Consider the following 26,605-nt stretch of genomic DNA (forward strand, 5'->3'; position numbering starts at 1 on the left):
AGCCGCTGCGCCTCCAGCAGCCGCCCCGCCCGGGTCAGCTCCTCCAGCCGCCCCCTCAGCTCCTCGCGAATGCCCTTCACCGCCTGGGCGAGCGTCGGCCGCGGCGTCACATAATGCGAGTTGGCGTAGACCTTCACGGTCTTCAGCCCGCCCTGCTTCTGCCCGGTAAGCGGGTCGAACTCGGTGATCGCCTCGATCTCGTCGCCGAACAGCGAGATCCGCCACGCCCGGTCCTCCAGATGCGCCGGGAAGAGCTCGATCGTGTCGCCGCGCACCCGGAAGGTGCCACGCCGGAAGTCGGCGTCGGAGCGCTTGTATTGCAGCGCCACCAGGTCGGCGATCAGCTGCCGCTGGTCGATCCGCTCGCCGAGCGACAGCGCGAAGGTCATCGCCGTATAGGTCTCGACCGAGCCGATGCCGTAGATGCACGACACCGACGCGACGATCACCACGTCGTCGCGTTCGAGCAGCGAGCGGGTCGCCGAGTGGCGCATCCGGTCGATCTGCTCGTTGATCGAGGATTCCTTCTCGATATAGGTGTCGGTCCGCGGGACGTAGGCCTCCGGCTGGTAGTAGTCGTAGTAGGAGACGAAATACTCGACCGCGTTCTCCGGGAAGAAGGCCTTGAACTCGCCATAGAGCTGCGCCGCCAACGTCTTGTTCGGCGCCAGGATCAGCGCCGGCCGCTGCGTCGCCTCGATGATCTTCGCCATCGTGTAGGTCTTGCCCGAGCCGGTGACGCCGAGCAGCACCTGGTCGCGCTCCGCCGACCGGACGCCCGCCACCAGCTCCTCGATCGCCTGCGGCTGGTCGCCCTTCGGCTCGAAGTCGGAGATGATCCGCAGCGCCACCCCGCCCTCGGATTTCTCCGGCCGCGGCGGCCGGTGCGGCGCCCAGGTCTTGTCGCGGAATTCCGGCCGCCCGCTCTCGATCAGGCTCGACAGCGCCTCGACCGTCGCGGTCACCGCGCCGGCCGGCAGCGGCTCGAGCTGCCGGCTCCCCGGCTTCCCGGTCCGGCCGGAGCCGGCCCCGGGCGAAGACCCGGGGGCCGTCCGCGCCTCTTGATGCTTGCCGCCCCCACGCGCGGACGGCGGCTTCGGCTTGCTGGCGCCGAGGAAAGCCTCCGCCTCCTCCAGCGTCATGTCCATGCCGGGCAGCGGGTTGAGGCCAGCCGCCGCGCGCTCGCGCGCCGTCCCCTGCCCGCCCATCGACGTGCCGCGGGCGGTTCGCAGGGCCTTTTCCTTCCCTGTCGCGCCGGAGCCCGCCCCCGGCAAAGACCCGCGGGCGCTCCGCGCTTCTTTGAACGGCTTTTGCGGCGCCTCGCCGAATCCGGATGTCTTCCTGGGTGGCATGGCCTGAATATGGGCGATGACTCGGCCAATGGCGAGGCCCGGCCGCACCATATTCGACGGGACTTCCTGACAGCTTCCTGGCAGGAGTCGCGGCCGGCGGCATGATGGCCGCCCGCCTTCTTCGCAAAGGCCGGGCCATGTCGCCTCCTCCCGTGCCCGCGCGAAACCGCCACGGGGCTGCTATCCTCTGGTCATCGAGCCGATTCCCGGGGGACGCCATGGTCATCGACGGCGTAATGCTTCTGTGGTTCGGGCTGACCGCGCTGGCGGTCCTGTTCGTCGCGATCGATATCCGCGACACGCCCGAAAGCGCGGTGATGAAGTGGGGCTTCGTCCTCTTCACGCTCTATGCCGGGCCCTTCGGTGCCTTCCTCTACGTCCTCGGCTGCCGCGAGCCCTTCCCCGGCACCCATGAGCGATATGTCGACGCGCGCTGGCGCCAGGTTCTCGGCTCGACCATGCATTGCGTCGCCGGTGACGGCATCGGCATCCTCGTCGGCGCGGTGATCGGCGCGGTCATCGCGCTGCCGATCCTCGCCGACCTCGGCCTCGAATATGTCCTCGGCTTCGGCTTCGGCTGGACGATCTTCCAGGCGCTGTTCATGCGCGACATGGCCGGCGGCGACTACGGCAAGTCGCTCCGCATGACCTTCATGTCCGAGTTCCTGTCGATGAACTGCCTGATGGGCGGCATGATCGTCGTCTCGACCCTGGCCTGGAAGGGCGTCGCCGCCGCCCATGACCCGCTGCAGCCGCTGTTCTGGTTCCGCATGTCGGTCGCCCTGATGGCCGGCTTCGTCATCGCCTATCCGATGAATTGGTGGCTGGTCGCCCACCATCTCAAGCACGGCATGACAACCGTCCGCCCGGCCACCGCGGGCGACGGCATGTCGGGCATGAAGATGGACGAGGGTTCCGCGGCCGGCGGGACGAACATGGCCGAGATGAAGCCGCCTTCCCCGCGGCCGCCGGTCCCGGTGATGGCCGTGATCTCCGTCGCCGTCCTCGCCATCGGCCTCTTGATCGCCTCGGCCTTCGGTGGCGTCTCCGGCTAGGCCATCTGCCTGGAAATCGCCATCACCATCTCATGCCCGCCTCCAGGGTGTCACCGGCTTCGCGGACGCGACAAGGCATCTCGCGCAAGGGACATCGCCATGCCGCCACCGCGGCGTCCGAGAATGTCCATTCAAGCATGTTCATCGACTGTCGAGATCGTCGATTCCCGGCTCGGTCCCGGCATTTTGCCCTGGAGGCGCGCGAGCAAGCGCCGCATTGATGCGTTGATAGCCTGCCGGTGAAGGCGTTGCCCGTTCTCAATCGCCTCGAACAGATCAAGGTTGCCATCCGGGCGCCTATGGTCGCGGGTTGCATCGGTCATTGGATTCTCCTCGGGCCATCGCGTTCGTTGTCTCGATGACTGGAGCTTGAAGGCTTTCGCCGACGCGGTCTTTCAGACGGCGTCCAGAACGCGTCCAGATGCCGTCCTTTTGTGTTAAGGTCAGCGATCTTGCCGAAACGCGGGCAATATCAATGGCTTCGGTGCCACGCCAGATTATCCGATTTGGCTCCTTTGAGCTCGACTTGGCGCGGAACGAGTTGCGCAATGGCGGTATCGCCGTCGAGATCGAGCCGCAGGTCTTCAATCTGATCGCATGTCTCGCGTCTGCGCCCGGGCGTGTTCTGAGCCGCGACGAGATCATTGACGCCGTCTGGCAGGGTCGGATCGTTTCGGACTCGGCTGTTTCAACCCGCATCAACGCGGCGCGACAGGCACTCGGGGATGACGGAAAGAGCCAGCGGATGATCAGGACGGTCTCCCGGCGGGGGTTTCTCTTTGTCCCGGAGATCGAGGTTGTCGAGTCCGCGGCGGCTCCGATCGGCAGCCACGCGACCGGCGGTCGTCCCGATTCGGACGCGGGCGTCGGACAGGAAAGGCCGTCGATCGTCGTGCTTCCGTTCGACAATCTCTCCGACGATCCCGGACAATCGTTCTTCTCGGATGGGATCGCCGACGACATCATCACGGACCTTTCCCGCTACGGCGAATTGTTTGTCATTGCCCGCCAGTCCGCTTTCGCATTCCACGATCGTGATGGCAGCGGTTACGACTTCGCTCGGGAGCTCGGGGTCGCCTACCTGCTCGAAGGCAGCGTCCGGCGCGCAGGAGGAAGGGTCCGCGTCACCGCACAGCTGATTGACATGGCGACCCGAAACACCTTGTGGGCCGAGCGGTTCGATCGGGATGTCGAGGACATTCTCGACGTTCAGGAAGAGATCGCGACAGTGATCGTCAACACCCTGGTCGGTCAGGTTTCGCTTCGTCACTACAAGCGGGTTCAGATGTCCGGCGGCGACGCGATCAGCGCCTATGACCACGCGCTAAAGGCCCAGCAGCACATATGGGATTTTTCGCGTGAGAGCGCGGCACGGGCGCGGCGGGAAGCCGAGGCGGCAATCCGTCTCGATCCCGGCTTCGCGCGCGCCCATGCCGTCCTCGGCTGGGCGCATCACATCGAGGGGTCGAACGGCTGGAGCGAGGACCCGAACCGGCCGTTTGACAAGGCGTTGGTGCATGCCAAGGCCGCCATCGCGGCTGACCCGAACGAACCCTGGGGCCATTGCGTTCTCGGCTTCACTTTGTGGTGGCGGGATCGAGACCGCGATTTCAGACGGGGGCTGGAAGAGGCGTGGCTCGCTGTCCGGTTGAACCCATCGAATGCGCATTTTCGTATGATCGTCGGAGCCACCTTTGCCTACATGGGGCAGGGTAAGGAGGCGCTCCGCGAGATTGACCTGGCGATGCGCTTCAATCCTTTCTATCCCGGCCTTTACCTCGTCCACCGTTCCCGCGCTCTGTTCGTCGCCGGCCGATTCGAGGAGGCGTTGTCCGATTCCGAGCGGGCGGCCGTCGAGATGCCGGGCCATGCCAATGCCCTGGCGCTGCTCGCGGCATGCTATGCGGCGCTCGACAGACACGGTCGGGCCGCCGACGCCGTCGCGGAGCTTCGCAGCGCCAGCCCCGATTTCACCGTGGGCTACGCCCGGCGAACCTTGCCATTCGCCGATCCCGAGGATCTTGAGCTGCTCTGCCGCCTTCTGGGTGACGCCGGTCTTCCCGACTGACTGCGAACGGCGTTTCCTCGTGACCGTCATCCGGAGGTCGCGCCCGCCCGTCTGCGACGCCAACCGTCAACGCCCCAGGCCTTCGGCGGCCTCTCCGGCTAACCCGCTCCTTCCCCTCCGGCCGCGCCCTCGGCCGGCGTCACGTCCGGCAGGCGCAGGGTATAGATCGCCCCGGCGGCGTTGATCACGCCCATGAACACGATCGCCACGATCACCCCCGGCCCCTCGGCGATCAGGCCGGCGACGAGTGCCAGCCCGATCCCGACGATGCCGGCGATCAGGTTCGAGACCGAGATGCAGTAAGGGCGTTCCTCGTCGGTCGTCGAGCGGACGACATAGGCGGTGCTTCCGTCGAGCGCCCCTTGCGTCCCGAAGGCGAGCAGGAAGATCATCGCCGCGTGGATGAGAAGCGACTGCACGTCGCCGATGAGGTGGTTGGCGAGCGCCAGGACTGCCGCCGCGCCGGCGAGCGCGCAGGACAGCGACAACACGAGCTGGATTGATTTCCTGCCGACGCGCGGCCAGGCCAGCCCGCCGCCGATCATGCCGAGGCTGACGGCGATGACGAAGACGCTGAGGCTCGGCGCCTTGTCGGCATGGAAGGTGGCGGCGTGGACCGCGAAGAACGGCAGCACCATTTCGACTGACAGCAGCAGCACCCGGGCCCGGACGAAGCGGCGGAACCACGGCAGCCGGAAGACGAGCCGCGCATTGCGGAACGCCGACGAGAGGTAGCCCTCGCCATCCTCCGCCTTCTCGGCCCCGCCCGGCGCCTCGCGCACCAGGAAGGCGGCGACCGCGGACACGAACATCATCGCGACGCCGGCCCACAGCAGATGGAAATGGTCCCTGGCCGGCTCGGCGTCGGGTTCCAGCCCGACAATCGCCTGGGAGACCAGCGTCGTCACGATGACGATCGCCCCGCTGCCGGCGCCGATCGTGAAGAGCAGCCTGATCCGCGACCGGTCGGTGAGGATGCGGCCGATCAGATCCTGGAAGACGAGGGCGCTGAAGCCGTTGCTGAAGCCGAGCAGCGTCGCCGCGGCGATGAAGACGACGGGCAGCAACGCCGCCGGCAGCCCGCCGGTCGCCGTGCCGAGAAAGACGAAGACGGCGCCGGTCGCCGCCACCGTCAACCCGATGAGGATATTGCCGCGATTGGTCAGCTCGACCAGCCGCGCCCCGAGCAGCTGGGCGACAAGCCGCGCGACGATCACCACCGGGGCGAACAGGCCGGTGAAGAAGACCGAGCCGCCGAGCGCGGTATAGAGGAAGGGCAGGACCAGCTTCTCGCTGGTCAGCTCGTTGCCGACACGCCGCGCTACGCCTTGAATGAGCAGGGCGGCGAAATTCCAGCTTTCGTTTGGCTTGCGTTCCATCCCCCGCGGCCCCCGGTCACGGGCCTAGCATGCGGCGGCAAGGCCCGGCAAACCGGTCCAACCGCCGCCGGGGCGGGATTCCCGGCGCTGGAATTGTCGGCGCCGGTGCGTTAGGCAGGCCCCCACCATCCAGCAGGAAGAGACAGGAACGCCCATGATCATCGTCACCGGCCATATGCGCATCGCCCCCGAGGTTCTCGACGCCCTCAGGCCCGATGCCAGGAAGACCATCGAGGCCACCCGCGCCGAGAAGGGCTGCATCCTTTATGCCTGGGCCGAGGATCTGGTCGAGCCCGGCTTGATCCGGATCGTCGAGCGCTGGGAGGACTGGGCCTCGCTCGACGCCCACGGCAAGGCGCCGCATATGGATGCCTGGCGGGCGCTGCTCGCCGACGTCGAGATCATGGGACGCGAGGTCATCGCTCACGAGGCCGGCGAGGAACGCGGGCTCTGACCCGCCGGTGCCCTGCCTGAGCGGGGTGAACCGTCAGCCGCTGGCGGCGATCGCCGCCGGCGGGCGCTTCGGCTGCACCTCGGCGGTATAGTCTTCCATCAGGTTGCGGGTGATCTCGCCGACGGTGAAGCTGTAGGGGCCGATCTCCGAGACCGGCGTCACCTCGGCGGCGGTCCCGGTCAGGAAGCACTGCTCGAAGCCGGTCATCTCCTCCGGCATGATCCGCCGCTCGATGATCTCGTAGCCCCGCGCCTTGGCGAGGCCGATCACCGTCCGCCGGGTGATGCCGTCGAGGAAGCAGTCGGGCGTCGGGGTATGGATCACCCCATCCTTGACGAAGAAGATGTTGGCGCCGGTCGCTTCCGCCACCCGCCCCTGCCAGTCGAGCATCAGCGCGTCGGCATAGCCCTTGGCTTCCGCCGCGTGTTTCGACAGCGTGCAGATCATGTAGAGGCCGGTCGCCTTGGCCTTGGACGGCGCCGTCGCCGGATCCGGCCGGCGATACTGGGCCATGTCGAGCCGGATGCCCTTCAGCCGCTCCTCCGGCTTGAAATAGGACGGCCATTCCCACACCGCGATCGCCAGGTTGATCGAGGACTGCTGGGCCGAGACGCCCATCATCTCGCTGCCGCGCCAGGCGATCGGACGGACATAGGCGTCCTCGTGCCCCTGCCGGACGAGCAGCTCGTTGGAGACCCGGTCGATCTCCTCGACCGACCACGGGATTTCGAATCCGAGGATCTCGGCCGAGTGGTGAAGCCGCTCGGTGTGCTCCCGCAGCTTGAAGATCTCGCCGCCATAGGCGCGTTCGCCCTCGAACACGCCGCTGCCATAATGCAGGCCATGTGACAGCACATGGACCTTGGCATCCGTCCACGGAACGAATTCGCCGTTCATCCAGATGACACCAGGACGATCGTGGAAAGGCGCAGCGGCCATTGTTGCATCTCCCTGAACCGGCCGTGCGAGACGGCCTCTTTGGCACCGACTACCGGCAGTTTCTGCCGTTTGAGCTTTTTGCGTCGCGCCGCGATCGCCGATAATGTGCTGACGGTATCGTCACCGCAAGCCGGCCGACCGGAGTCGCGTCCGATTATTTCGTGGCAACGAGTGCTTCAGTAACAAGTGCGAAAAAATATGTCAACATGGCTGACGTAATTTTGAAGAGCGGCGAGACGCCGGATCGCCCGCATGGCCGCACCGGTCGTCTGATCGCCGAGCCGCTGTCGGTCGACGACCGCCCCGAGATAACCTTCGTCGAGCTCCTCTTCTTCGCCTATCGCGACTTCATTTCCGATCCCGATACCGTGCTCGCCGCCTACGGCTTCGGCCGCGCCCATCACCGCGTGGTCCATTTCGTCAACCGCCACCCCGGCATCCGGGTCGCCGATCTGCTCGATATCCTCAACATCACCAAGCAGAGCCTTGGCCGCGTGCTGAAGCAGTTGATCGACGGTGGCTTCATCGAGCAGGTTCAGGGACCGCAGGACCGCCGCCAGCGGCTGCTCTACCCGACCGAGTCCGGGCGCGCCCTCGCCTTGCGGCTGATGGCCCCGCAGGAGCGGCGGATCGCCGAGGCGCTGGATTCGCTTTCCCCGGAGGAGCGCAAGGGCGCCGAGCTCTTCCTGCGCCAGGTCGTCGATGGCGATCAGCGCGACATGGTGGCGAGGCTGATCGGCCAATGAGCGACGAAACCGGCGCCCCCGCGAGCCCGGGCGAGATCGCGGTGGACGATTCGGCCGCCCACCTTCTCGTCATCGACGACGACAGCCGCATCCGCGACCTGCTGTCCCGCTATCTCGGCGAACGCGGCTTCCGAGTCACCGCCGCGAGCGATGCCGGCGACGCCCGGCGGCGTCTCGCCGGCCTCGAATTCGACCTCCTCATCGTCGACGTGATGATGCCGGGCGAGAGCGGACTGGAGCTGACCCGGAGCCTGCGCGAGACGATGGATGTGCCGATCCTGATGCTGACCGCCCGCTCCGAGATCGACGCCCGCATCCAGGGCCTCGAATTCGGCGCCGACGACTATCTCGCCAAGCCGTTCGAGCCGCGCGAGCTGCTCCTGCGCATCAACAACATCCTGAAGCGCGGCCAGCCCGCCGCGACGCCGCTGATCGAGGTCGTCCGCTTCGGGCCCTTCACCTTCAACCGCGAGCGGATGGAGCTGCGCAAGGGCACCGACATCGTCCATCTCACCGACCGCGAGCGCCAGATCATGGCGATCTTCGCCGCGGCCCCGGGCGAAACCGTGCCGCGTGGCGACCTGGTCGCCGGCGGCGGCCCGACCGGGGAACGCACCGTCGACGTCCAGATCAATCGCCTCCGCCGGAAAATAGAGGCCGATCCGGCCAACCCGCTCTATCTTCAAACCGTGCGCGGCATAGGGTATCGGCTGACGATCGCCTTCTAGAGCCTGTCAGGCATGGATACGGTTTCCACCGGGAAGGACAAGACGACGACCTCGGACGCCAGGCCCGCGCGCCGCGGGCTCGGCATTCGCGCTGCCTATCGCCGTTTCGCCCGGCGGCTCGGCGACGCCATGCCGAAGGGCCTCTATGCCCGCTCGCTGATCATCATCATCGCGCCGGTCGTCATCATCCAGACCGTCGTCGCCTTCGTCTTCATGGAGGAACACTGGCAGCTCGTCACCGAACGGCTGACCCAGGCCGTCGTCGCCGACATCGCCGCGATCATCGACGTCATCGAGACCTATCCGCAGGATGGCGACTACGACCAGATCACCAAGATCGCCAAGGACCGCCTCAACCTCAGGATCGCCGTTCTGCCGCTCGAGCCCCTGCCTCCGGCCGGCCCGAAACCCTTCTTCTCGAGTCTCGACCAGAATTTCAGCCACGAGCTGTCGAAGCAGGTCGGCCGCCCCTTCTGGATCGACACCGTCGGCCGCTCGAACCTCATCGAGATGCGCATCCAGCTCGAGGACCATGTCCTGCGCGTCTTCGCCAGGCGCAGCCAGACCTATGCCTCGAACTCGCTGACCTTCCTGTCATGGATGGTCGGCATCAGCGTCGTCCTGCTGACCATCGCCATCATCTTCCTGCGCAACCAGATCCGCCCGATCCTCCGCCTCGCCGCCGCCGTCGACGATTTCGGCAAGGGCCGCGCCGTCCCCGATTTCGCCCCGCGCGGCGCCCGCGAGGTGCGGCGCGCGACCATCGCCTTCCATGAGATGCGCGAGCGGGTCGATCGCCAGATCGAGCAGCGTACCGCCATGCTTGCCGGCGTCAGCCATGACCTCAGGACCATCCTCACCCGCTTCCGCCTCCAGCTCGCCCTGATCGAGGACAAGGCCGATGTCGAGCCGATGGTCAGGGACGTCGACGACATGAACCGGATGCTCGAAGGCTATCTCGCCTTCGCCCGCGGCGATGCCGGCGAGGAGGCGACCGCGACCGACGTCGACATGCTGCTGCGCGAGATCGGCCATGAGGTCCGCGTCGCCGGCCATGAGGTGACGTTCAATTTCTCCGGCGATCCGATCGTCAAGGTCCGGCCGCAGGGCTTCAAGCGCTGCCTCACCAACCTCGTCCGCAACGCCATCCGCCACGCCGGCCGCGTCATGGTCACCGCCGTCCACGAGGACGGTATCCTCACCGTCAAGGTCGACGACGACGGGCCGGGCATCCCGCTCGAGGAGCGCGAGACGGTGTTCAAGCCCTTCTATCGCGGCGACGCCGCCCGCAACATCGACGAGAGCGGCACCGGTCTCGGCCTCGCCATCGCCCGCGACATCGCCCGCAGCCATGGCGGCGACATCACCCTCGACGTGAGCCCGATCGGCGGCCTCCGGGCCCAGGTGGTGATCCCCGCCTGAGCCACCCTTTTCGGGTCGATTGGCCTTTGCTACGAACGCCGCGACCGCCGCTGCCAGATGATCGCGATGCCCGCTCCGCCGGCGAGGACCGCGACGGCGAGGCCGATCATCCCGATAAGGCCATCAGAGTCCTGCGGCAGCGTATCGTCGCCCGCGCTTCCGATCTTCTTCGCGGTCGATGCCGACTGCCGCGGCTCGTCGATCTCGACCATGCCGGACCCGTCTCCGGTCTCGACGGTCTTCGCCGCCGATGGCGCGGCCGTCGACGTCCCTGCCGGCCTGTCCGGTGGCGTGGCAGCCCCGGCATCTCCGGCGGGCGAATCGGGGGAGCCGGCCGGGACGAGCTGCATATCCGTGCCGGTCAGCGTTCCGCGTTCTGAGTCGTGGGGCGACAGGCGCGGGTCCGGCGGCGATATCGGCGAAGCGGCCGCCACGCCTGCCGGGCAATTGACCTTGATCAGGTTCGCCAGCCGGACGGCGACCTTCAGGAGATCGGGCGGCAGGTCGTGCTGGTCGACCGGAATCGCGGCCAGCATCGCCATCGTATCGGCATCGAGTTCGTGCGGGGGCTGGTAGTCGGGCGCACACCCCGCTGGCGCGCCCTGGAGCGCGACCGGGTGATCCTCCACGAAGGTGAAAGCGACGAAATATTCGGGATCGAAGATCTCGACCGCCACCGTTCCGTCCACCGGCACCGGATCCTTGAGCGGCAGGGTGAAGAACAGGGTCAGCCGGTCGCCGTGATATTCGAGGTGGTATTGGGTCGGCGTGACGAATCCGTGCTTGCTGTCCCCGGCGAGCAGATAGGTGAAATAGTCGTATTCCTTCAGCGAATCGATGTTGACCTTGGCGAGCGGCGCAAGCTCGCTGGCGCTCAGTTTCCCGTCGCCGTCCCCATCGAGCCCCGAGACGGCGAAGGCGGTGAAGGCCTCGTCGAATTCCCAGGTGTTGGCGACCGCGCTGATCCGCCCCTGTCCGTCGAACAGGATGGTCGCCTTCGCATCGACGAAGACGTGCGGATGGGCCGCCGCGCCGGTCACGACGAAGGCGGACGCCGACGCCACCGTCAGGCAGGCCGCGACGCGCTTCGCCACGGCGTTCAGGATACCGATCTTCATGGGCAAGGGCCCGGTCCCCCTCGTCCGCGACCTTGCCGGCGAACTGGGCCGGAATGAAGGCACGCGTGGTCATCCGCCGGGACACGGCGTCCCGCCTCCGCGACCGCCTTGAAGGCTCAGCGACCGAGGCCGGCCCGCATCAGTCTCAGGTTTGCGACCGAGGCCCTGTCGGCCTTGCCGAAGGCCCGCTGCTTCTTCATGCAGGCCGCATACTGCTGGTCGATGTATCGCCGCACCTTGGCCTTCAGTCCCCAGCAGGTCGGGGCCGTGAGCTTCTCCGCCGCCGGAACGAAAGATGCGCCGCAGGCGAGGAATATCTCCCGCCGGCGGAGCTCGTGCCACTTCGCCTTGGCAACGAACTCGTTCCACATCCCGACCGTGGAGGAGCTCATCTTCGCCCGTTCCATCGCCTTCGGCAGGGTGATGACGAAGTTCCATGTGAAGGTGAGGTCCTTTACCGCGCAGCCGCCGCCCGATGCCTGTGTCGTGACCGACAACGTGTGCTTGTGCGTGATGTTGGCGAGCGCGGCACCGTCGTCCGGGTCCGGGATCGGGTGGCTGTTCATGTACTGGACGATCGTTCTCGGCGTCGTCCCGTAGACGGGATGGCTCTTGAACACCGTCGTGTAGCGGAGGCCGGCCTCGGCCGGGCCGGCCCCGCCGGCAAACAGCACCGCGATGGCGACGGACAGGCCGCGCACCCAGCAGGTCGTCACGCGATCCATGTTTCCCCCGGCGACTCGGCGTCATGATCGCCCCGTCCGGGCGAGAGCCCGCGGCGAGGCCGTGCGCCGATCATAGCCGTTCGCCACGGCTGCCGCCACGACGCGGCCGCCGCCGACGGGCGCCCCCGGCCGTATGCGGTTCAGACGTAGACCTCGATATGGATGTCATTGAGGCTTGCCGGCGCGTCGCCCGTGAACTTGGCGAACTTGATGTCGTCATAGAACAGCGCCTTGTTCTTGTAGGTGACGTGGGTGTCCGTGTCGGAAAGATCGCCTTCCGGCAGGTCCGAGAACTTGGCTTGCTTCAGGCAGATCGTGTCGTCGGCGGTGTCGAAGTCGGCAATCTTGTCCCAGTTCTTCTTGGCGCTGTTCTTCGTCATCTTGAAGTCGAACTGGAAGCAATCGTCACCGGTACCGCCCTTCAGCAGGTCCCGTCCGGCTTTGCCGTTCAGGAAGTCGTCGTTGGCGCCGCCGAGGAGCTTGTCGTCGTGCTTGCCGCCGTTCAGGATATCGTTCCCGGCCTTTCCCTTGAGCGTGTCGTCGCCGCCGCGACCGCGGATTTCGTCGTCGCCGGACGTCCCCTTCAGCTTGTCGTCCTTGTTGGTGCCGACAATCGGATCGGTCGCTTTGTTCTTGCCGAAATAGAACGGCACATTGTTGGGGAGCGGTATCGAATCCGGAATTTTGTCTTTGGAGAGTTTGGGACCGGGATAGATGACGACATAGCCGGTGTAGACGCCATTGCTGTCCCGTCCCTGAAATACCGGACAGGTTATGCCTTTGATGGTCACAACCCCGAGATACGGTCCGGTCGCCAGCCCCTCGTCGCCTGACTCGTATTGCTGATCGCCATCCCAGTCCGGCCATGTGGAAGGAATGTCGAGCTTGCTCTCGTAGGTTAAGTCGTCTTTGTAGTCGATCAACTGGGTATAATCGAAACCCGACATTCGAAGACTCCCGGATCTGTTGAACCTCGGTCCACCCGGCCTCCGCCAGATGAATCGATCTCGCCCGCGCGGGTGACAAGATCGTGTTGGCCAACAAAAATGCGCCTGCTCGCCACAATTGCATAAGATTGTATCCATCTCGGTCGGCGGGTGTCGACCCCGGACCCGCCGTGCAATCAGCGCTTGCTCCTGATCCGCAGCCGAATGGCCCCGTCCACGGCCGGGATTCTGCCCGATGGACGCGCGCCACCGGAGGATGGATTATCCCACCCGCATGCGGCGCTGCCGCGATTGCGAGGGAGGAATACATGTCGCTGAAGGTCATTGGCTCCGGCTTCGGCCGGACGGGCACTTTGTCGACCAAGCTGGCGCTGGAACAACTCGGCTTCGGGCCGTGCCACCAGATGGTCGAGGTCATGGGCAATCCGGAGCAGCCGGCGAAATGGGCCGCGGTCGCCGCCGGCGAGGAGGTCGACTGGGAAGACGTCTACGAAGGCTACAACGCCCAGGTCGATTTTCCGGGCGCCGCCGTCTGGCGTCAGGCCGTCATCGCCTTTCCGGATGCCAAGGTCGTCCACACCGAGCGGCCGGAGGAGGACTGGTGGGCGAGCTTCGACAAGACCATCGGCAAGTTCATGACCGTCCGTCGATCGATAGCGCTTCCGCCGCCGGTCGAGGGCGTCTTCGAGACGATGAACACCCTGATCTTCGAGCCGATCTTCGGCGGCACCGTCAATCGCGAGACCGCCATCGCCGCCTACCGCAAGAACAACGCCTCGGTCCGCGAGACGATTCCCGCCGACCGCCTGCTGGTCTTCAACGTGGCAGAGGGCTGGGAGCCGCTCTGCCGCTTCCTGGAGGTGCCTGTCCCCGCCACGCCCTTCCCGCGCAGCAATGAGCGCGAGGAGTTCTGGGCGAAGTTCGGCGGCGAGCCACAGATCGACGCCGCCGGCAGGGTGATCGGGAACTGACGATGCCTCCCGGTGCGGCGAAGAGGCCGACGGCGGGTCCGCCACCGCCGGCCTGACCACCCGGTTCAGGGCGAAGGAGCCGGAAAGTCCAGACCGTAAAGGGGCGCCGCGGCCATCGCGGCGGCAATCTCCGATTCGGTCGGAGGCCTGGGATCGTCTTCGGGGCCCAGGGCGCGGCCCGCCTCCCGGAAGAAGCCGTCGAGACCTGCCGGAAGGGCGAGCAACAGGGCCCGCGCGCTCTTGCCCGAAGCGTTGCGGAAGGTGTGCAGGACGCCCTTGGGCGAATAGATCCATCCGCCCGCATCGAGCGTCCGCTCCTCGCCCTCGACCATGAAGACGAGCGATCCTTCGAGCACATACCAGCCGATGGCTTCGTTGTTGTCGACATGCGGCGGCACGCCGCCGCCCGGGCCGACCGTCACCTCGACCACGGCGATGGAACCGCCCGTCTGGTCGCCCGTGGCGAGCAGACGATAGCGATCGCCGAGGAGGTCGATATGCTGGCCGGATCGATGGTCCAGACTGTATGTCATGCTAGCATCCTCCTTGCGTTGTCGGCCGCCGCCGGGAAACAGGCGATACCGGAGGCGGCAAGGCCGACGATAGGGAGAACACGCCCGCGGGCGGATAAGGAGTTCTCCTTATTTGAGGCAGAATGCATTGGCGGGAGGATTCACGGAGCACGGCTCGGACCTGAAACGACGGCGGAAGGAGCAAGACCGGCATGGCCGCTGGCAGGCTTTCCGAAATCCTTGGGGCCCTGTCGACCGCCACCGACATGGCGGCGGGACAGCCCTTTGGCACCGGACTGAGCGCCACCGTCCTCGCGGTCCGCGTCGGTCGGTTGCGGGGTCTCTCCGACAACGATCTTTCCGAAATCTACTATGCCTGCATCACGCGGCGGATCGGCTGCACCGCGACCGCCTCCGAGGTGGCACAGCTTCCCCTCGGCGATGAACGCGCCATCAACCATGCCCTCAATCTGGCCGATCTCGCCGACCCGGACAGTATCCGCCTCCATCTGGAGCGGCGCATCGACTCGCGGGGCAACACCGGCGCCAAACAGGCCCTCATCGGCATATTGGTCGACCGGCGGGAGAGGCTTTGCCACGTGGCCGATGCCCACTGCACCCAGGCCGTCGCGCTTACCCGGCGTCTGCCGCTGCTTGAAGGAGTGCCGCGTCTCCTCGAGCAGGTTGACTCGCGCTGGGATGGCGGCAACCCGGTCCGGCTGGCCGGCGACGCGATCCCGCTGGGAACGCGGATTATCGAATTCGCGGTCGTCGCCGAATTGCACAGGCGGGCAGGCGGCCTCGAGTCGATGCTGGACGTCGTCCGCAAGCGGTCGGGGCGTCAGTTCGACCCGTCGATCTGCGCCCTCGCACTGGAAAGCGGCAACGACCTCTTCGCCGATTTCGGCGCGAGGCCGGAATGGGACCTGTTTGTCGAGGCCGAGCCGGGCCGCGGCGTCGAGATCGAACCCCGGCAGTTCAGATCGGTCGCGGAAGCGTTCGCCGACTTCGCTGACAACAAGAGCCCGTGGTTTCTCGGCCACTCGCGGCGCGTCTCGGCGCTCGCTTTCGGCGCCGCCACCGGAAGCGGCGTGCCAGAGGCCGCGCTGCAGGACATCTTCGATGCCGGGCTGATTCACGACATCGGAAAATGCGCCATCCGCAACGGAATCTGGGACAAGGCGGAGCCGTTGTCGGGTTTCGAGGAAGCCGAGGCGGAAACCCACTGCTTCCACACCGAGAAGATCCTCGCCATGGCCGGCGTCTTTGCATCCATTCGCCGGATGGCATCCAGCGTCCACGAGCGATGCGACGGCTCGGGCTACCATCGCGGGACACGGCTCTCGGACAGGGGGGCTTGCCTTCTCGCTGCCGCCAACCTCTACGATGAACTCATACATCCGCAAGCAAACCGCCCGGCCCTGTCCAGGGACAGCGCCGCGGACGCCATGCTCGCCGAAGTCGCCGCGAAACGCCTCCCGCCGGACTGTGTGCGGGCCGTCCTCGACTTTGCCGGCCACGAAAAGGCGTCGGCGACGGCGCCTCCCGGCGGATTGACGCGGCGTGAGGTCGACGTGCTGGTCCGGATCGCAAAAGGAGAAACCAACAAGGCCATCGCCGATCACCTCGGGCTTTCACCGAAGACGGTCGATAAGCACACTGAAAACCTTTACCGGAAGATCGACGTCCGCAGCCGGACCGCCGCGGCCCTCTACGCCATGGAGAACGGGCTCCTGGGGCTCGAGGATTAGCTGCTCGGCGCTCAGTAGAGCCGCCCGCCGTTCGGCACCGGCCGGTCCGGCGCGAAGAGCATCACCTCGCCGGCCTCGTCGGGAAAGCCGAGCGTCAGCACCTCCGACATGATCGGCCCGATCTGGCGCGGCGGGAAATTCACCACCGCCGCGACCTGGCGGCCGACCAGCGCGTCGAGCTTGTGGTTCCTGGTGATCTGCGCCGAGGATTTCTTGACGCCGATCTCCGGCCCGAAGTCGATGAAAAGCTGGAAGGCGGGCTTGCGAGCCTCGGGAAATTCCCGCGCCTCGACCACCGTCCCGACCCGGATATCCACCTTCAGGAAATCCTCGAAGCTGATCGTCTCGGCCGCGGCCCCGCTCATCGCTCGCTCTCCGTCTTTTCGGCCCGCCGCCGTAGCACGGAGCGGACCGGCGGCTCAACACCGCCCTCGTCATGCCTCGGAGAACAGGCGCCCGCTGGCCTTCGAGCGCTGCGGGCGACCGCTGTCAGCCGGTTGTCGCGGCCGCGCGGCCGCGCCGGCCGCTTTCGGCGAGCCGCGGCAGGAGCGAGCAGAGGTCGGACATCATCCGCATGCCGCGTTCCCCGCGCCGGAGCGCGCGGTCGAGGGTCGCCATCGTCCGGCCGAGATCCGGATCGTCGTCGCCGAGCCAGGTCCGCATCGTCTCGCCATAGACCAGCGCCAGCCCGCCGCTCTTCACCCGGCCAGACAGGCCGCCGTGGCTGATGCCCGCGGCGGCCAGGTTCCATGCCTGCGCGCGGATCGCGAGACGGCGGAGGATCGCCGCCAGGGCCGGATCGCAGCGCGCGCTCCGCGCCATCCGCCGGATCGCCGGCTTGTAGGGCGCCAGCGCATCGAAGCGCCGCATCATCACCTCGAACAGACGGTCGCGGGCCTCGCTCTCCGGATCGGCCGGCCCCTCGGCGAGCACCGCGAGGTCGACCCGCCGTGCGAAGCCGAGGAGGATGCCGAGCTTGCCGGCATAGCATCCGCGCAATTCGGCCAGCGAGACGCCGGCCCGCTCGGCGATCTCGTCGAGGCCGATGCAGTGCACGTCGCGCTCGGCGGCGAGCGCCAGGAAGGCGTCGATGATCGCCTCTCTCGGGTCCCTGGCCGGCGCCTTGGTCGTGCGTGTCGAACGTCGGGCTGCTTTCGCCATCACCACCTCTCCATCACCTGTTTCGCAGAGGTTAGCCCCGGACGATGGCAAGGGCGAGGCGACAAACCGCGCCCCGGATCGCGGGCTGGAATCACTCAGCCGGAGAGCTCCTCCGAGCGCCTCTTCGCCGCCGCCACCGCCCGCGTCACCAGCGGCTGCAACCCGTCATCCGCCATCAGCACGGCGAGCGCGGCGGCGGTCGTGCCGTTCGGTGAGGTAACGTTCTTGCGCAGTTCGGCCGGCGACAATTCGGAACGGAAGAGCAGTTCCCCCGCCCCCTCGACCGTCGCGCGGGCGAAACGCTCGGCGACGTCGCGCGGCAAACCGGCCTCGACGGCCGCTTGCGTCAGGCATTCCGCGAACAGGAAGACATAGGCCGGGCCCGAGCCCGAGACCGCCGTCACCGCGTCGATCATCGCCTCTTCCTCGACCCAGGCGACGGCGCCCACCGCTTCGAGGAGTTGCGTCACCACGCCCCGCGCCCCGTCTCCGACACGGCTGTTGGCAACCGCGGCGGTGACCCCACGACCGACCTGCGCCGGCGTGTTGGGGATCGAGCGGACGATCGCGGCCGGCCCGAGACCGGATTCGAGATTGGCGAGGGTCGTTCCGGCGGCGATCGAAAGCACCGTCGTCTCCGGCCCGACCAGGGATTTCAGCGCCGGCAGCGCATCGCCCATGATCTGCGGCTTGATCGCCAGCACCACAACGCCCGCCGTCAGGTCCGGCGGCGGGCTGGCATGGGTGGCTATGCCGGCTTCGGCGAGCAGTCTCGCGGTGTCTCCCGCCGGCGACGGCTCGACCACCACGATCGCATCCGGAGGGATACCGCCGTCGAGCCAGCCGGCGAGCAGCGCGCCGCCCATCTTGCCGGCGCCCACCAGCACCAGCGGACGCTCGGGCGTCGGCCCCTTCTCGGTCATGACGGAAACGCGCTCACGCCTCGCCGGCGGTTTCGAACAGCGCCCCTTCGAGCGCCTCGCCGGCATCCTTTCCCGCCCAGACGACGAACTGGAAGGCCTGGAAATAGCGGTCGCAGGCCTCGATCGCCGTCACCAGCAGCCGCTCGACCTGGCTGGTATTGGGCTCCGCCCCGCCGGACAGCAGCAGCGCCTGGCGGAACATGATGACGCCTTCCGCGGTCCACAGGTCGAAATGGCCGATCCACATCTGCTCGTTGACCATGGTCAGCAACCGCATCACCTCGACCACCCGCGCCTCCGGCACCTTGAGGTCGAAGGCGCAGGCGAGGTGGATCGCTTCCTTGTCCTCCATCCAGGAGAAGGAGACGTGATAGTCCGACCACCCGCCGGCGACCGAGATGGTGATCTCGTCATCCCCGGCGCGTTCGAAGGTCCAGTCGTTCAGCGCGGCAATATGCTCGATGACATCGACCGGATGGGACTGGCGTTCCTGCTCAATGTCGATGAAGGTCATGCAAGCCTGCGACGGTCGGAACGGATTGCCACGCAACACAAGGACACGGCACATGAAGTACTGCCGCAGTCTACGCGAAGCGCGGCGAATCTTTATTATGAATCAGTATATAGGCGCGGACGCCCCGCCGCGCCAACAGGCGGGGCCGACGGGCTCCACTTTTTCAACAAGCGAATTTTTCGAGGTGTTTTGCCGGCTCAAGTTTCCTTGGCCGGCGTTTTTCTGGTTGTCCGCCTCGGCTTGCTGGCTGTCTTTACCGAAGCACTTCGGCTGGATGCCGCCTTTGCGGCGGTTTTCGGCGCTTTTACTTGCGCCGTCTTGAGCTGCGCTTCGAGCTCGGCGACCCGTGCGGCCAGCTTTTCGTTCTCTTCGCGCGCCCGCGACGCCATCTCGCGGACCGCGTCGAATTCGTCGCGACGGACCAGGTCGAGTTCGGCGATCCAGCTTTCCGCCTGGCTGCGGAAGGCGGTAGATGCCTCGCGGCGCACGCCCTGGGCGACATTGGCGGCGTCGGTCATCAGCCGCGCCAGTTCGTCGAACATGCGGTTGGAGGTCTGGGTCATTCTGTTCGTCTCCACGCGCCGGATCGACCGGCCATGCATTTTACTATGGTGATCTGGCGGGCTGACCGCAAGCTGCGTACCCGCACATTGCTCCGGTGAAAAACGCTGGAATTGGCCGCCGCTTGGTTCGATAGTCTCGCGCCACCCGCGTCCCTCCATTTCCAGACACACCGCGCCCCATGCCGAAATCGAAATCCGGGTCATCGATCGACGATCTCGCCCGCCTCTCGGGCTGTCCCGCGGAGAGGATTGCTGCCTATCGGGACCTTGGCCTGGTCGATCCGGACCACCGCGAGAACGGCACGGTCACGTTGGTCCGTCTGGTCGAGAGTCTCGAATCGTTCGGTCTTGGGCCGGCCACGCTGTCGGCGGCCGTCGGCGCCGGCCATCTGTCGCTCGACTTCGCGCGCAACATGCTCGCGCGGCCGGTCACGATGGTCGACAAGACCTATCGTGAGCTGATCGCCGACCTGAAGCTCGATACCGCCATGGCACACGCCACCTTCGTCGCCGTCGGCCTGCCGACCTTCGATCTCGACCACCCGGCGCGAGACGACGACGCCGCATTCCTCACGCTGCTGTCCCGCGTCACCGCCGCCGGGCTGTCGCGGAAGTCCCTGTTCCGCGCGCTCCGGGTATTCGGCCATTCGCTCCGCCGGATCGCCGAGGCCCAGCGCGACCTCTACCGCGAGGAGGTCGAGGACCCGATGATCGCGGCCGGCATGCCGCTCGGCCGCCTTGTCGAGGAAGGCGCCTCGCGCCGCCGCCGGCTCCAGGAGATCGGCTTCGAGGTCCTCGGCATCCTTTTCGCCCGGATCCTCGAGGACCTGGTCTTCGAGAACATCGCCTTCCGTCTCCAGAACGGCCTCGGCGATCTCGGCTTCGCGTCCCGGAACGACGCTTCGCACACCGTCGTCGTCGGCTTCGCCGACATGTCCGGCTACACCGACTTCGTTCGCGAATTCGGCGACCGCGAGGGCGCGGAGCGCACCGGCCAGTTCGAGGAGCTCGTCCAGACGATTCTCGAAGGCCGCGCCGGACGCATCATCAAGTCGCTGGGCGACGGGCTCCTGCTCCATTTCTCCGGCACCGAAGAAGCCTTGAACGGCAGCGCCGAGATCATTCGCCGGGCCCGGTCCTCCTCCCTCCTCCCGGTCCATGTCGGCCTCGCCGCGGGGCCGGTCATCTTCCGCGACGGCGACATCTTCGGCACCACCGTCAATCGCGCGGCCCGCATCTCCGCCCAGGCTGCGCCGGGCACCGTCCTGATCGACGAGAACGTCAAATCGCTCGCCGCCGGCATCGATATCGACTGGAATGCGGTCGACTTCCCGCCCCTGAAGGGCCTGCCCGACACCCGCGGCTACGCGTGGTCTCCCTGACCGGACGCGGCATGGCCCGGCCTTCGCCCGGCACGTCGGCCGGCCCGCCGCGACGGCTAGAACAGGTACGGGCTGCTGGCGTCATAGGTGATCGCCCCGGTATATTTCGCAACCAGGATCTGATGCGCCAGGCCGCTGCCGTCGGGGTCGTAGAACATCTTGTGGTGTTCGTTATCGACGATGATCCGCTGCCCCTTCTTGGTCGCGTGATCCCCGACGTGGAACTGGTGCTGGGCGAGCGCGCCGTCGTCTCCGACGCTCTTCAGCTTGGTGAAGATCGCATCGTCGAAGGCGATCCGGTCGACGCCGACCTCGAAATCGGTGATCTTGTCGGCATGCTTGCGGCCGAGGAAGCTGAACACGAAGGTGTCGGCGTCGGCGCCGCCTGTCAGTTTGTCCCGCCCGCGCCCGCCGTTCAGGATGTCGGAGTCGTCGCCGCCGAAGAGCTTGTCTTTCCCGTTCCGCCCCTCGATCTCGTCGGCCCCCGCAAAGCCGAACAGCACGTCGTTTTGGTTCGAGCCGATGACGGTGTCGTCGCCGTTGAGAAGGCGCTGGCTTGCCTGGTTCTCGACGTCCACCGTATGGGTCTTCAGATATTGCAGGAGCGGCACGATGGCGATGTCGAGGCCGGTGAACTGGTAGTGCAGGGCGCCGTCCGTCCGGGCGTCGACGCCGTCGATCGTCCCGCCGTTGATCTGCCCGACGCCGTTCTTGGTGAAGCCGCTCCCGTGAATGTTGAGCATGATCTCGACGACGTCTTCGGTGACGGCGATGGTGATCTCGTTGGATGTCACCAGCGGCGGATGGTCGGTGTAGTCGATGAGGAATCCGAGTTCGTCGAGCGCGCCGAGATCGACGGCCGAATTCGCCTTGAAAGTTGCCACGGTTTCTTCTTCTCCGTCTGTTCGCCCGCTCAGATCACAAACATGAAGGGATGCTCGGCGTAATCGAGTGCCGGCGCGCCGGCGAGCTTGACGACCGGCGTCTGCCCGGCCCCGCCCTTGCCATCAGGGTCGTAGGAAAGAACCCCGGTCCTGGGGTCGTAGATGAAGCGATGCGCCGCTGTCGTCGCGTGGCGGCCGACGTGAACCTGGTCCGGCGTGACGAGCTGCGGCGTGGCCGGGTCGGCCGGGACAATGGTGTTATACGGATCCCATTCGTAGAGGAGGGCGTCCACGCCGGGGTCGAAGTCGCGGATCACGTCGACATGCTTGGCGTCCGGCGACGTCGAGAAGACGAAGCTGTCGCCATCCGCCCCGCCCTTCATGATGTCCTTGCCGCGCCCTCCGTCGATGACGTCCTTGCCCTTGCCGCCAAGGAGTTTGTCGCCGCCGCGGCGGCCTTCGAGGCTGTCGTCGCCGGCAAAGCCGATCAGCAGGTCGCCCTTGCGTGATCCGGCGAGGTCGTCGTCGCCGGCGAACAGCTTGGCGAGCGTCCCGATCGGATCGCTCCGGTAGAGCGAGGCTTGTTCGATGAAGGGCAGGATGCCGAGGCCGATGCCCTCGAAGCCATAGGCTGGCTTGCCGTCGATCGTCACCGTCACCGATTCAACGGCACCGCCGCTGGGGACGCCGCCGTCATAGGTGAAGGAACCGCCGAGATCGACCACGATCTTGTGCCCGTGGACGTCGCGGATATAGGAGACCTCCATGTTGGCATAGCGCGCATCGGCGTTATCGCTGCCGATGGCGCGAAGCTCGCCGAGATGCCGCATGTTCTGGGGCGTCCACGCGGTGAAACTGACCATTCTGCCTCCTGTCCGACGCCTGTCGCGATCCCGTCAGCGCGCCGGCTTGCAGCCTGGCCGCCGCGGCACCGGTCGCCATGCAGCAAAAACGCCTTTCGGGTCGGCACGGCGGCCGGCCGGTGCTATGTTTGAGGTTGTGTCGGTCCCGGGTGGCGTCGTCATGCTCTCCGTTCCCTCGTTCCGAGTTGGGTATCCGCCGCCCTCAGGCGTGAACAGGCGGGAACGCTATGCCGGCATCCGCCGCGGCGTCTCGGACTGGCGCGCAGGCCCGACTGGACTGAAGCGCAGGCCGGCCGGGTCCGGCGCCCGGTCGTAAGTCGCCGGCAATGACCAGCGCGCCACCGGGGCCCCTCGTCTTTTCCACCGATGCCTTCGACCAGCGGGATCGCTTCGACGCATGGCGGGAGACCTTTGCCCTCGCCCTCGCGCGCGTCGATATCGGGACGCCGGACCCGTCCCGGTTCCATGCCTCGGCGACGGTTCACAGCTTCGACGTCATGCGTCTCATCGCCTTCGACCTCGGCCCGATGACCATCAGCCGCACCGCCGATCTCGTTCGCGACGGCGACGACGGCTTCAGCCTCGTGTTGTGCACGAGTGGTGCCGGCCACGCGGTCGGGCCCGACGGCGACGGCATCCCGCTCTCGCCGGGAAGGGCGGTGCTGATCCCGCATTATGTCCAGGGCGGCACCGTCGCCTATGACGACAACACCGAGATATCGCTGGTCATTCCGCGCGATTGCCTGCGCCAGGCGATCCGCGATCCCGACGCCGCCGCCGGCCGCGTGCCATCGAATCCCGCTGCGCTGGCGCTGCTCGCCGCCTATCTCGGTCTGTTCGCCGACCGCCGCGAGATCGTGTCGCCGCCGCTTGCCGGGCTCGTCGAGGGCCACGTCCTCGATCTTTTGTCGCTGGCTTTTGATCCCGCCAGCGATTTCGCCCGGGCCGGGGGAAACGGCGGCGCGCGCGGCGTCATGCGCCAGCGGCTCCTCGCGGTCATCGCCGAGCGTCACCGCGAGCCCGATCTCGACCCGGGGACGGTCGCTGCCGCCCTCGGCATCTCGCTCCGCTCGGTTCATGCCCTGCTCGAAGCGACCGGCGAGACCTTCTCGGAACACCTGCGGGAGCATCGGCTGCAAACCGCGCTCCGCATGCTAAGAAGCCCGCGCCACCGCGACTGGCGCGTAGTCGAGATCGCCTTCGCCGCCGGCTTCGGCGACCTGTCCTATTTCAATCGCACCTTCCGCCGCCGCTTCGGCGACACGCCCCAGGCTTTCCGGCGGACGGGCTCCGGCGAGGTCTGACACGGCTCTCCGGCGCCGGAAGCCGCTTCGGTCGCCGTTCCGGTCTGCTTCGACTATGATTCCCGGCGATTGATCCTTTCGACCGGGTGAGCCGCGTGGACCGACTGGAATGCGACCGCATGTTCGTCGCCGTCGTGGAGACCGGCACCTTCGCGGCCGCCGCCGAGCGCCTGGGAAGAAGCTCCGGCCAGGCCTCGAAGCTGGTCTCCCGGCTGGAGGCGGAGCTCGGCGTCCGCCTCCTCAACCGCACCACGCGGGCAGTTTCCGCGACCGAGGCCGGCCGGGCCTATTTTGAACGCATCCGCCCGCTGCTCGACGAATTCGAGAGCCTCGACCTCTCGATCAGAGATAGCGCCCAGCAGCCCCGCGGCCGTCTCCGGCTGACCGCGCCACAATCCTTCGGGACTGGCGAGCTGGTTCCCGCCCTCAACGTTTTCGCGACCCGCTACCCTGAAATCGAGCTCGACGTCGGCTTCACCGACCGCGTCGTCAATCTCGTCGATGAGGGCTTCGACATGGCGGTCCGCATCGGCCGCCTCGCCGACACCAGCCTGGTCGCCAGGCGACTGTGCGACGTCCGGATCATGCTGGTCGCGTCATGCGACTACCTGGATGCCCATGGCGAGCCGGAAATGCCGGAGGACGTCACGCGACACGCCTGCGTCATCGATACCAACATCCGCGAACCCAACCGGTGGGTCTTCGGCAACGGAAAGGGCGGAACCGTCGTCGTGCCGGTCAATGGCCGCGTCCGCTATTCGGACCCGAGCGCCTGCCTTCGGGCCGCCGAGGCCGGGCTCGGCCTCGCCCATCTGCCGGCCTTTGTCGCCGGCGCCGCGCTCGAAGCGGGCCGCGTTCGACGTATCCTTCCGGCCTTCGAGCCGGAGCCGCTTGGCCTCCACGCCGTCTATCCGCACAGCCGCCACCTCGCCGCCAAGGTCCGCGCCCTCGTCGACTTCCTGGTCGAACGCTACCAGGGCCGCCCGCCTTGGGAAAAAGCATGAACAGACACATTGCTTCCGCATTGGAAGTAATTATCTTCTTTTAGCGCTGATTATCATCCAATCGGACATGCGCCATGTTCCCCTCGACGCGCCATGGGCGCCAGAAGGAGAACAGACATGAACATCTCGATCCTTGGAACCGGCAACATGGCCTCCGGCCTTGCCGTCCTTTTTGCCAAGGCCGGCCACGCGGTCACCCTTGGCTCGCGTAAGCCTGCCGAGGCGGAAACGGTCGCCCGCGCGCTCGGTCGCGGCATCGCCGGCACCGGCCTCGCCGATACCGCCGGCAGGTCGGACCTCGTTGTGCTGGCGGTACCCTATTCCGCCGTCGCCGATGTCCTCGCCACGACCGGCGATCTCACCGGCAAGACCGTGGTCGATATCACCAATCCGATGACGGCGGATTTTTCCGGCCTCGCCATCGGCCTCACCACCAGCGCCGCCGAGGAAATCCAGAAGGCGGTCCCCGCGGCCAGGGTCGTCAAGGCCTTCAATACCGTCTTCGCCCAGGTGCTCCACGCCGACGGCAAGGTCGCGGGCCGCCCGGCGACCGTCTTCGTCGCTGGCGACGACGCCGGGGCCCGCGCCAGCGTGGCGCGTCTTGCCGCCGACGTCGGTCTCGATCCGCTCGAGGTCGGCGGGCTCGCTTCCGCCCGTTATCTCGAGCCGGTCGCCGGTCTCAACATCGCACTCGGCTACGGCCTCGGCCTCGGCACCGATATCGCGCCGACCTGGCTGCGCGCCGCCTGACACCCCCCGAAGACACCGGGTGCCGACCGGTCGCGCCGGCATTCCGCTCACGTCCTCCCGACACGACACCGGCCCGCGGGGCGGGCCTCCAGCTTGAAGGATCACGATCATGACCGCTTTGACGACCGACACACGGGACTCCGGCTTCATCGCCACCGCCAGCCAGGCCGACATCGCCGCGCTGGTGCTGCGCGTCTCGATGGGCGTCCTCTTCCTGGTCCATGCCGGACTGAAGATCTTCGTCTTCACCCCGGCCGGGACCGCCGCCTTTTTCTCCTCCCTCGGCCTCCCCGGCCCCCTCGCCTATCTGGTGATGGCGGCCGAGCTGCTTGGCGGCATCGCCCTCATCCTCGGCCTCTGGACCCGCTGGGTCTCGCTCGCTCTCGTGCCGATCCTCCTCGGCTCGATCTACACCCCGCACGGCGCCGCCGGCTTCATCTTCTCGAACGAGGGCGGTGGCTGGGAATTCCCGGCATTCTGGGCGGTCGCCCTGGTCGTTCAGGCTCTTCTCGGCGACGGCATCTTCTCACTTGGCAGGAGCCGCCGCTGAGCCGCGCCCTCCCGCGTCTCACGCCAAAACGAAAAAACCTGCGCCGGACGCTCTGTCCGGCGCAGGTCTTTTGAGCGGATCCCCCACCGAAGGTCAGGTTTTTCGACCCTCCCCCGGCTTCCCCGCCCTGTCTTTTATTGCGGTCCCGGCTGGACCGTCTTGACCGGCTGGCCGTCGACCGCCGTCGTCTGGCCCGCCGCCCCGTCGACCGCGGCGGCCTGGGCATCCTCCAGCTTCTTGATGTCGGCTTCGCTGAGTTGCGGCCGGTCGATCTTCAGCGTCAGCTTGTCGAGCTTGGCCGTCAGCCTGAAGGGTGGCGTATAATCGGCATCGTTGACGCCGGTCAGCGTGTCGGAGCCGATGTCGAAGCTCTCGTCCCATTGCAGGATCATCGGCATGGTGCGCTTCATCTCCTGGGTCGCCACCACCTTGCCGTCGACCGTGAGCGTGCCGGTTCCGCCCTGGCCGAGACCGCTGAAGTTGTTGTAGGCGAGCGTGCCGGTGCCGAGGCCGTCATACTTGAAGTCGAAGACCAGCGTG

27 protein-coding genes and 2 pseudogenes are annotated in these 26,605 nt (G+C 66.9%); 13 read left to right on the top strand and 16 right to left on the bottom strand.

The genetic code is table 11. The features are described from left to right. A partial coding sequence (locus KDJ86_RS13910) for a DEAD/DEAH box helicase family protein (protein ID WP_521085292.1) occupies positions 1–1,370 on the bottom strand: 1,370 nt, incomplete at its 3' end. Between the two features lie 200 nt (positions 1,371–1,570). Between KDJ86_RS13910 and KDJ86_RS13915 the strand changes: the two genes are divergently transcribed. Then, positions 1,571–2,407: a DUF4396 domain-containing protein gene (locus KDJ86_RS13915; RefSeq protein WP_291746892.1), complete on the top strand. Its 837-nt coding sequence runs from the start codon at positions 1,571–1,573 to the stop codon at positions 2,405–2,407. Positions 2,408–2,538: 131 nt separating this feature from the next. On the opposite strand, the gene KDJ86_RS13920 is transcribed toward KDJ86_RS13915, so the two are convergent. Continuing rightward, positions 2,539–2,730: a hypothetical protein gene (locus tag KDJ86_RS13920; protein ID WP_291746895.1), complete on the bottom strand. Its 192-nt coding sequence runs from the start codon at positions 2,728–2,730 to the stop codon at positions 2,539–2,541. A gap of 203 nt (positions 2,731–2,933) precedes the next feature. On the opposite strand from KDJ86_RS13920, the gene KDJ86_RS13925 reads away from it, so the two are divergent. Then, positions 2,934–4,475 carry a winged helix-turn-helix domain-containing tetratricopeptide repeat protein gene (locus tag KDJ86_RS13925; RefSeq protein WP_291746897.1) on the top strand — a complete coding sequence of 514 codons (1,542 nt, stop codon included), beginning with the start codon at positions 2,934–2,936 and terminating at the stop codon, positions 4,473–4,475. Positions 4,476–4,573: 98 nt separating this feature from the next. On the opposite strand, the gene KDJ86_RS13930 is transcribed toward KDJ86_RS13925, so the two are convergent. After that, positions 4,574–5,854: an MFS transporter gene (locus tag KDJ86_RS13930; protein ID WP_291746903.1), complete on the bottom strand. Its 1,281-nt coding sequence runs from the start codon at positions 5,852–5,854 to the stop codon at positions 4,574–4,576. A 154-nt stretch (positions 5,855–6,008) separates the two neighbouring features. Here KDJ86_RS13930 and KDJ86_RS13935 point away from each other — a divergent pair, with 154 nt between their 5' ends. Further along, complete coding sequence (locus KDJ86_RS13935) at positions 6,009–6,308, top strand: putative quinol monooxygenase (RefSeq protein WP_291746906.1); 300 nt, start codon at positions 6,009–6,011, stop codon at positions 6,306–6,308. A 33-nt stretch (positions 6,309–6,341) separates the two neighbouring features. On the opposite strand, the gene KDJ86_RS13940 is transcribed toward KDJ86_RS13935, so the two are convergent. Further along, on the bottom strand, positions 6,342–7,247 hold the full coding sequence (locus tag KDJ86_RS13940; RefSeq protein WP_291746910.1) for a branched-chain amino acid aminotransferase: 906 nt from the start codon (positions 7,245–7,247) through the stop codon (positions 6,342–6,344). 206 nt (positions 7,248–7,453) lie between these two features. Between KDJ86_RS13940 and KDJ86_RS13945 the strand changes: the two genes are divergently transcribed. From KDJ86_RS13945 to KDJ86_RS13955, 3 genes are read left to right on the top strand one after another with little or no spacing between them, the layout of a single operon-like run. Continuing rightward, on the top strand, positions 7,454–7,993 hold the full coding sequence (locus KDJ86_RS13945; RefSeq protein WP_291746914.1) for a MarR family winged helix-turn-helix transcriptional regulator: 540 nt from the start codon (positions 7,454–7,456) through the stop codon (positions 7,991–7,993). Then, positions 7,990–8,721 (top strand): response regulator, encoded by a 732-nt coding sequence (locus KDJ86_RS13950; protein WP_291746917.1) that lies wholly within the window; start codon positions 7,990–7,992, stop codon positions 8,719–8,721. Before KDJ86_RS13945 ends, KDJ86_RS13950 begins: the two co-directional genes overlap by 4 nt. A gap of 12 nt (positions 8,722–8,733) precedes the next feature. After that, positions 8,734–10,143: an ATP-binding protein gene (locus KDJ86_RS13955; protein WP_291746920.1), complete on the top strand. Its 1,410-nt coding sequence runs from the start codon at positions 8,734–8,736 to the stop codon at positions 10,141–10,143. 29 nt (positions 10,144–10,172) lie between these two features. Here KDJ86_RS13955 and KDJ86_RS13960 read toward each other — a convergent pair whose 3' ends face one another. The 3 genes from KDJ86_RS13960 to KDJ86_RS13970 form a co-directional block, all read right to left on the bottom strand. Continuing rightward, entirely contained in the window at positions 10,173–11,261 is a 1,089-nt protein-coding gene (locus KDJ86_RS13960; RefSeq protein WP_291746923.1) for a DUF1007 family protein, read from the bottom strand. Positions 11,262–11,377: 116 nt separating this feature from the next. Next, entirely contained in the window at positions 11,378–11,986 is a 609-nt protein-coding gene (locus KDJ86_RS13965) for a DUF922 domain-containing protein (RefSeq protein WP_291746926.1), read from the bottom strand. Positions 11,987–12,126: 140 nt separating this feature from the next. Next, positions 12,127–12,933 (bottom strand): calcium-binding protein, encoded by an 807-nt coding sequence (locus tag KDJ86_RS13970; RefSeq protein ID WP_291746928.1) that lies wholly within the window; start codon positions 12,931–12,933, stop codon positions 12,127–12,129. Between the two features lie 308 nt (positions 12,934–13,241). Here KDJ86_RS13970 and KDJ86_RS13975 point away from each other — a divergent pair, with 308 nt between their 5' ends. Then, positions 13,242–13,904, top strand: coding sequence for a sulfotransferase family protein (locus KDJ86_RS13975; RefSeq protein WP_291746930.1), 663 nt, complete (start codon positions 13,242–13,244; stop codon positions 13,902–13,904). A 65-nt stretch (positions 13,905–13,969) separates the two neighbouring features. On the opposite strand, the gene KDJ86_RS13980 is transcribed toward KDJ86_RS13975, so the two are convergent. Then, entirely contained in the window at positions 13,970–14,437 is a 468-nt protein-coding gene (locus KDJ86_RS13980; RefSeq protein ID WP_291746932.1) for a cupin domain-containing protein, read from the bottom strand. 191 nt (positions 14,438–14,628) lie between these two features. On the opposite strand from KDJ86_RS13980, the gene KDJ86_RS13985 reads away from it, so the two are divergent. Continuing rightward, positions 14,629–16,167, top strand: a complete 1,539-nt coding sequence (locus tag KDJ86_RS13985; RefSeq protein WP_291746935.1) for an HD domain-containing phosphohydrolase — start codon at positions 14,629–14,631, stop codon at positions 16,165–16,167. Between the two features lie 11 nt (positions 16,168–16,178). Here KDJ86_RS13985 and KDJ86_RS13990 read toward each other — a convergent pair whose 3' ends face one another. The 5 genes and pseudogenes from KDJ86_RS13990 to KDJ86_RS14010 form a co-directional block, all read right to left on the bottom strand. Further along, positions 16,179–16,532 carry a tRNA-binding protein gene (locus KDJ86_RS13990; protein WP_291746938.1) on the bottom strand — a complete coding sequence of 118 codons (354 nt, stop codon included), beginning with the start codon at positions 16,530–16,532 and terminating at the stop codon, positions 16,179–16,181. 124 nt (positions 16,533–16,656) lie between these two features. Then, positions 16,657–17,328: a TetR/AcrR family transcriptional regulator gene (locus tag KDJ86_RS13995; RefSeq protein WP_291746940.1), complete on the bottom strand. Its 672-nt coding sequence runs from the start codon at positions 17,326–17,328 to the stop codon at positions 16,657–16,659. Between the two features lie 95 nt (positions 17,329–17,423). Then, positions 17,424–18,251, bottom strand: coding sequence for a pyrroline-5-carboxylate reductase (gene proC / locus KDJ86_RS14000; RefSeq protein ID WP_291746942.1), 828 nt, complete (start codon positions 18,249–18,251; stop codon positions 17,424–17,426). A gap of 13 nt (positions 18,252–18,264) precedes the next feature. Beyond that, on the bottom strand, positions 18,265–18,765 hold the full coding sequence (locus KDJ86_RS14005; protein WP_291746944.1) for a type III secretion system chaperone family protein: 501 nt from the start codon (positions 18,763–18,765) through the stop codon (positions 18,265–18,267). A gap of 320 nt (positions 18,766–19,085) precedes the next feature. Continuing rightward, positions 19,086–19,328, bottom strand: a pseudogene (locus KDJ86_RS14010) (accessory factor UbiK family protein); the annotation flags it as partial. A gap of 179 nt (positions 19,329–19,507) precedes the next feature. Here KDJ86_RS14010 and KDJ86_RS14015 point away from each other — a divergent pair. Then, the gene (locus tag KDJ86_RS14015; protein ID WP_291746949.1) at positions 19,508–20,710 is read left to right on the top strand and encodes an adenylate/guanylate cyclase domain-containing protein; all 1,203 of its coding nucleotides are present in this window, start codon (positions 19,508–19,510) and stop codon (positions 20,708–20,710) included. Positions 20,711–20,766: 56 nt separating this feature from the next. Here the strand turns inward: KDJ86_RS14015 and KDJ86_RS14020 are convergent, their stop codons facing one another. Both KDJ86_RS14020 and KDJ86_RS14025 read right to left on the bottom strand, forming a co-directional pair. Beyond that, positions 20,767–21,594 (bottom strand): calcium-binding protein, encoded by an 828-nt coding sequence (locus KDJ86_RS14020; protein ID WP_291746951.1) that lies wholly within the window; start codon positions 21,592–21,594, stop codon positions 20,767–20,769. Between the two features lie 29 nt (positions 21,595–21,623). Beyond that, a complete protein-coding gene (locus tag KDJ86_RS14025) occupies positions 21,624–22,457 on the bottom strand; it encodes a calcium-binding protein (protein ID WP_291746952.1) in 834 nt (277 codons plus the stop codon). 326 nt (positions 22,458–22,783) lie between these two features. Here KDJ86_RS14025 and KDJ86_RS14030 point away from each other — a divergent pair, with 326 nt between their 5' ends. The 4 genes from KDJ86_RS14030 (at position 22,784) to KDJ86_RS14045 (ending at position 26,065) form a co-directional block, all read left to right on the top strand. Then, positions 22,784–23,761, top strand: coding sequence for a helix-turn-helix transcriptional regulator (locus tag KDJ86_RS14030; RefSeq protein WP_291746954.1), 978 nt, complete (start codon positions 22,784–22,786; stop codon positions 23,759–23,761). 95 nt (positions 23,762–23,856) lie between these two features. Beyond that, complete coding sequence (locus tag KDJ86_RS14035; protein WP_291746957.1) at positions 23,857–24,765, top strand: LysR family transcriptional regulator; 909 nt, start codon at positions 23,857–23,859, stop codon at positions 24,763–24,765. Positions 24,766–24,882: 117 nt separating this feature from the next. Further along, positions 24,883–25,515: an NADPH-dependent F420 reductase gene (locus tag KDJ86_RS14040; protein ID WP_521085291.1), complete on the top strand. Its 633-nt coding sequence runs from the start codon at positions 24,883–24,885 to the stop codon at positions 25,513–25,515. Positions 25,516–25,663: 148 nt separating this feature from the next. Next, on the top strand, positions 25,664–26,065 hold the full coding sequence (locus KDJ86_RS14045) for a DoxX family protein (protein ID WP_521085293.1): 402 nt from the start codon (positions 25,664–25,666) through the stop codon (positions 26,063–26,065). A 134-nt stretch (positions 26,066–26,199) separates the two neighbouring features. Here KDJ86_RS14045 and KDJ86_RS14050 read toward each other — a convergent pair. After that, positions 26,200–26,605: pseudogene (locus tag KDJ86_RS14050) on the bottom strand (arylsulfatase); the annotation flags it as partial.

Source organism: Bauldia sp., from assembly GCF_020442045.1.
Lineage (GTDB): Bacteria > Pseudomonadota > Alphaproteobacteria > Rhizobiales > Kaistiaceae > Bauldia.

Excerpts from the sequence above, each read along its gene's own strand:
- KDJ86_RS14005 (WP_291746944.1), bottom strand. The coding sequence starts at position 18,765 with ATGACCTTCATCGACATTGAGCAGGAACGCCAGTCCCATCCGGTCGAT.
- KDJ86_RS13985 (WP_291746935.1), top strand. The coding sequence starts at position 14,629 with ATGGCCGCTGGCAGGCTTTCCGAAATCCTTGGGGCCCTGTCGACCGCC.
- KDJ86_RS13975 (WP_291746930.1), top strand. The coding sequence starts at position 13,242 with ATGTCGCTGAAGGTCATTGGCTCCGGCTTCGGCCGGACGGGCACTTTG.
- KDJ86_RS13955 (WP_291746920.1), top strand. The coding sequence starts at position 8,734 with ATGGATACGGTTTCCACCGGGAAGGACAAGACGACGACCTCGGACGCC.
- KDJ86_RS13940 (WP_291746910.1), bottom strand. The coding sequence starts at position 7,247 with ATGGCCGCTGCGCCTTTCCACGATCGTCCTGGTGTCATCTGGATGAAC.
- KDJ86_RS13930 (WP_291746903.1), bottom strand. The coding sequence starts at position 5,854 with ATGGAACGCAAGCCAAACGAAAGCTGGAATTTCGCCGCCCTGCTCATT.
- KDJ86_RS14015 (WP_291746949.1), top strand. The coding sequence starts at position 19,508 with ATGCCGAAATCGAAATCCGGGTCATCGATCGACGATCTCGCCCGCCTC.
- proC (WP_291746942.1), bottom strand. The coding sequence starts at position 18,251 with ATGACCGAGAAGGGGCCGACGCCCGAGCGTCCGCTGGTGCTGGTGGGC.
- KDJ86_RS13915 (WP_291746892.1), top strand. The coding sequence starts at position 1,571 with ATGGTCATCGACGGCGTAATGCTTCTGTGGTTCGGGCTGACCGCGCTG.
- KDJ86_RS13995 (WP_291746940.1), bottom strand. The coding sequence starts at position 17,328 with ATGGCGAAAGCAGCCCGACGTTCGACACGCACGACCAAGGCGCCGGCC.
- KDJ86_RS13950 (WP_291746917.1), top strand. The coding sequence starts at position 7,990 with ATGAGCGACGAAACCGGCGCCCCCGCGAGCCCGGGCGAGATCGCGGTG.
- KDJ86_RS13980 (WP_291746932.1), bottom strand. The coding sequence starts at position 14,437 with ATGACATACAGTCTGGACCATCGATCCGGCCAGCATATCGACCTCCTC.
- KDJ86_RS13965 (WP_291746926.1), bottom strand. The coding sequence starts at position 11,986 with ATGGATCGCGTGACGACCTGCTGGGTGCGCGGCCTGTCCGTCGCCATC.
- KDJ86_RS13935 (WP_291746906.1), top strand. The coding sequence starts at position 6,009 with ATGATCATCGTCACCGGCCATATGCGCATCGCCCCCGAGGTTCTCGAC.
- KDJ86_RS14030 (WP_291746954.1), top strand. The coding sequence starts at position 22,784 with ATGACCAGCGCGCCACCGGGGCCCCTCGTCTTTTCCACCGATGCCTTC.
- KDJ86_RS14025 (WP_291746952.1), bottom strand. The coding sequence starts at position 22,457 with ATGGTCAGTTTCACCGCGTGGACGCCCCAGAACATGCGGCATCTCGGC.
- KDJ86_RS13945 (WP_291746914.1), top strand. The coding sequence starts at position 7,454 with ATGGCTGACGTAATTTTGAAGAGCGGCGAGACGCCGGATCGCCCGCAT.
- KDJ86_RS13920 (WP_291746895.1), bottom strand. The coding sequence starts at position 2,730 with ATGACCGATGCAACCCGCGACCATAGGCGCCCGGATGGCAACCTTGAT.
- KDJ86_RS13960 (WP_291746923.1), bottom strand. The coding sequence starts at position 11,261 with ATGAAGATCGGTATCCTGAACGCCGTGGCGAAGCGCGTCGCGGCCTGC.
- KDJ86_RS13970 (WP_291746928.1), bottom strand. The coding sequence starts at position 12,933 with ATGTCGGGTTTCGATTATACCCAGTTGATCGACTACAAAGACGACTTA.
- KDJ86_RS14040 (WP_521085291.1), top strand. The coding sequence starts at position 24,883 with ATGAACATCTCGATCCTTGGAACCGGCAACATGGCCTCCGGCCTTGCC.
- KDJ86_RS13990 (WP_291746938.1), bottom strand. The coding sequence starts at position 16,532 with ATGAGCGGGGCCGCGGCCGAGACGATCAGCTTCGAGGATTTCCTGAAG.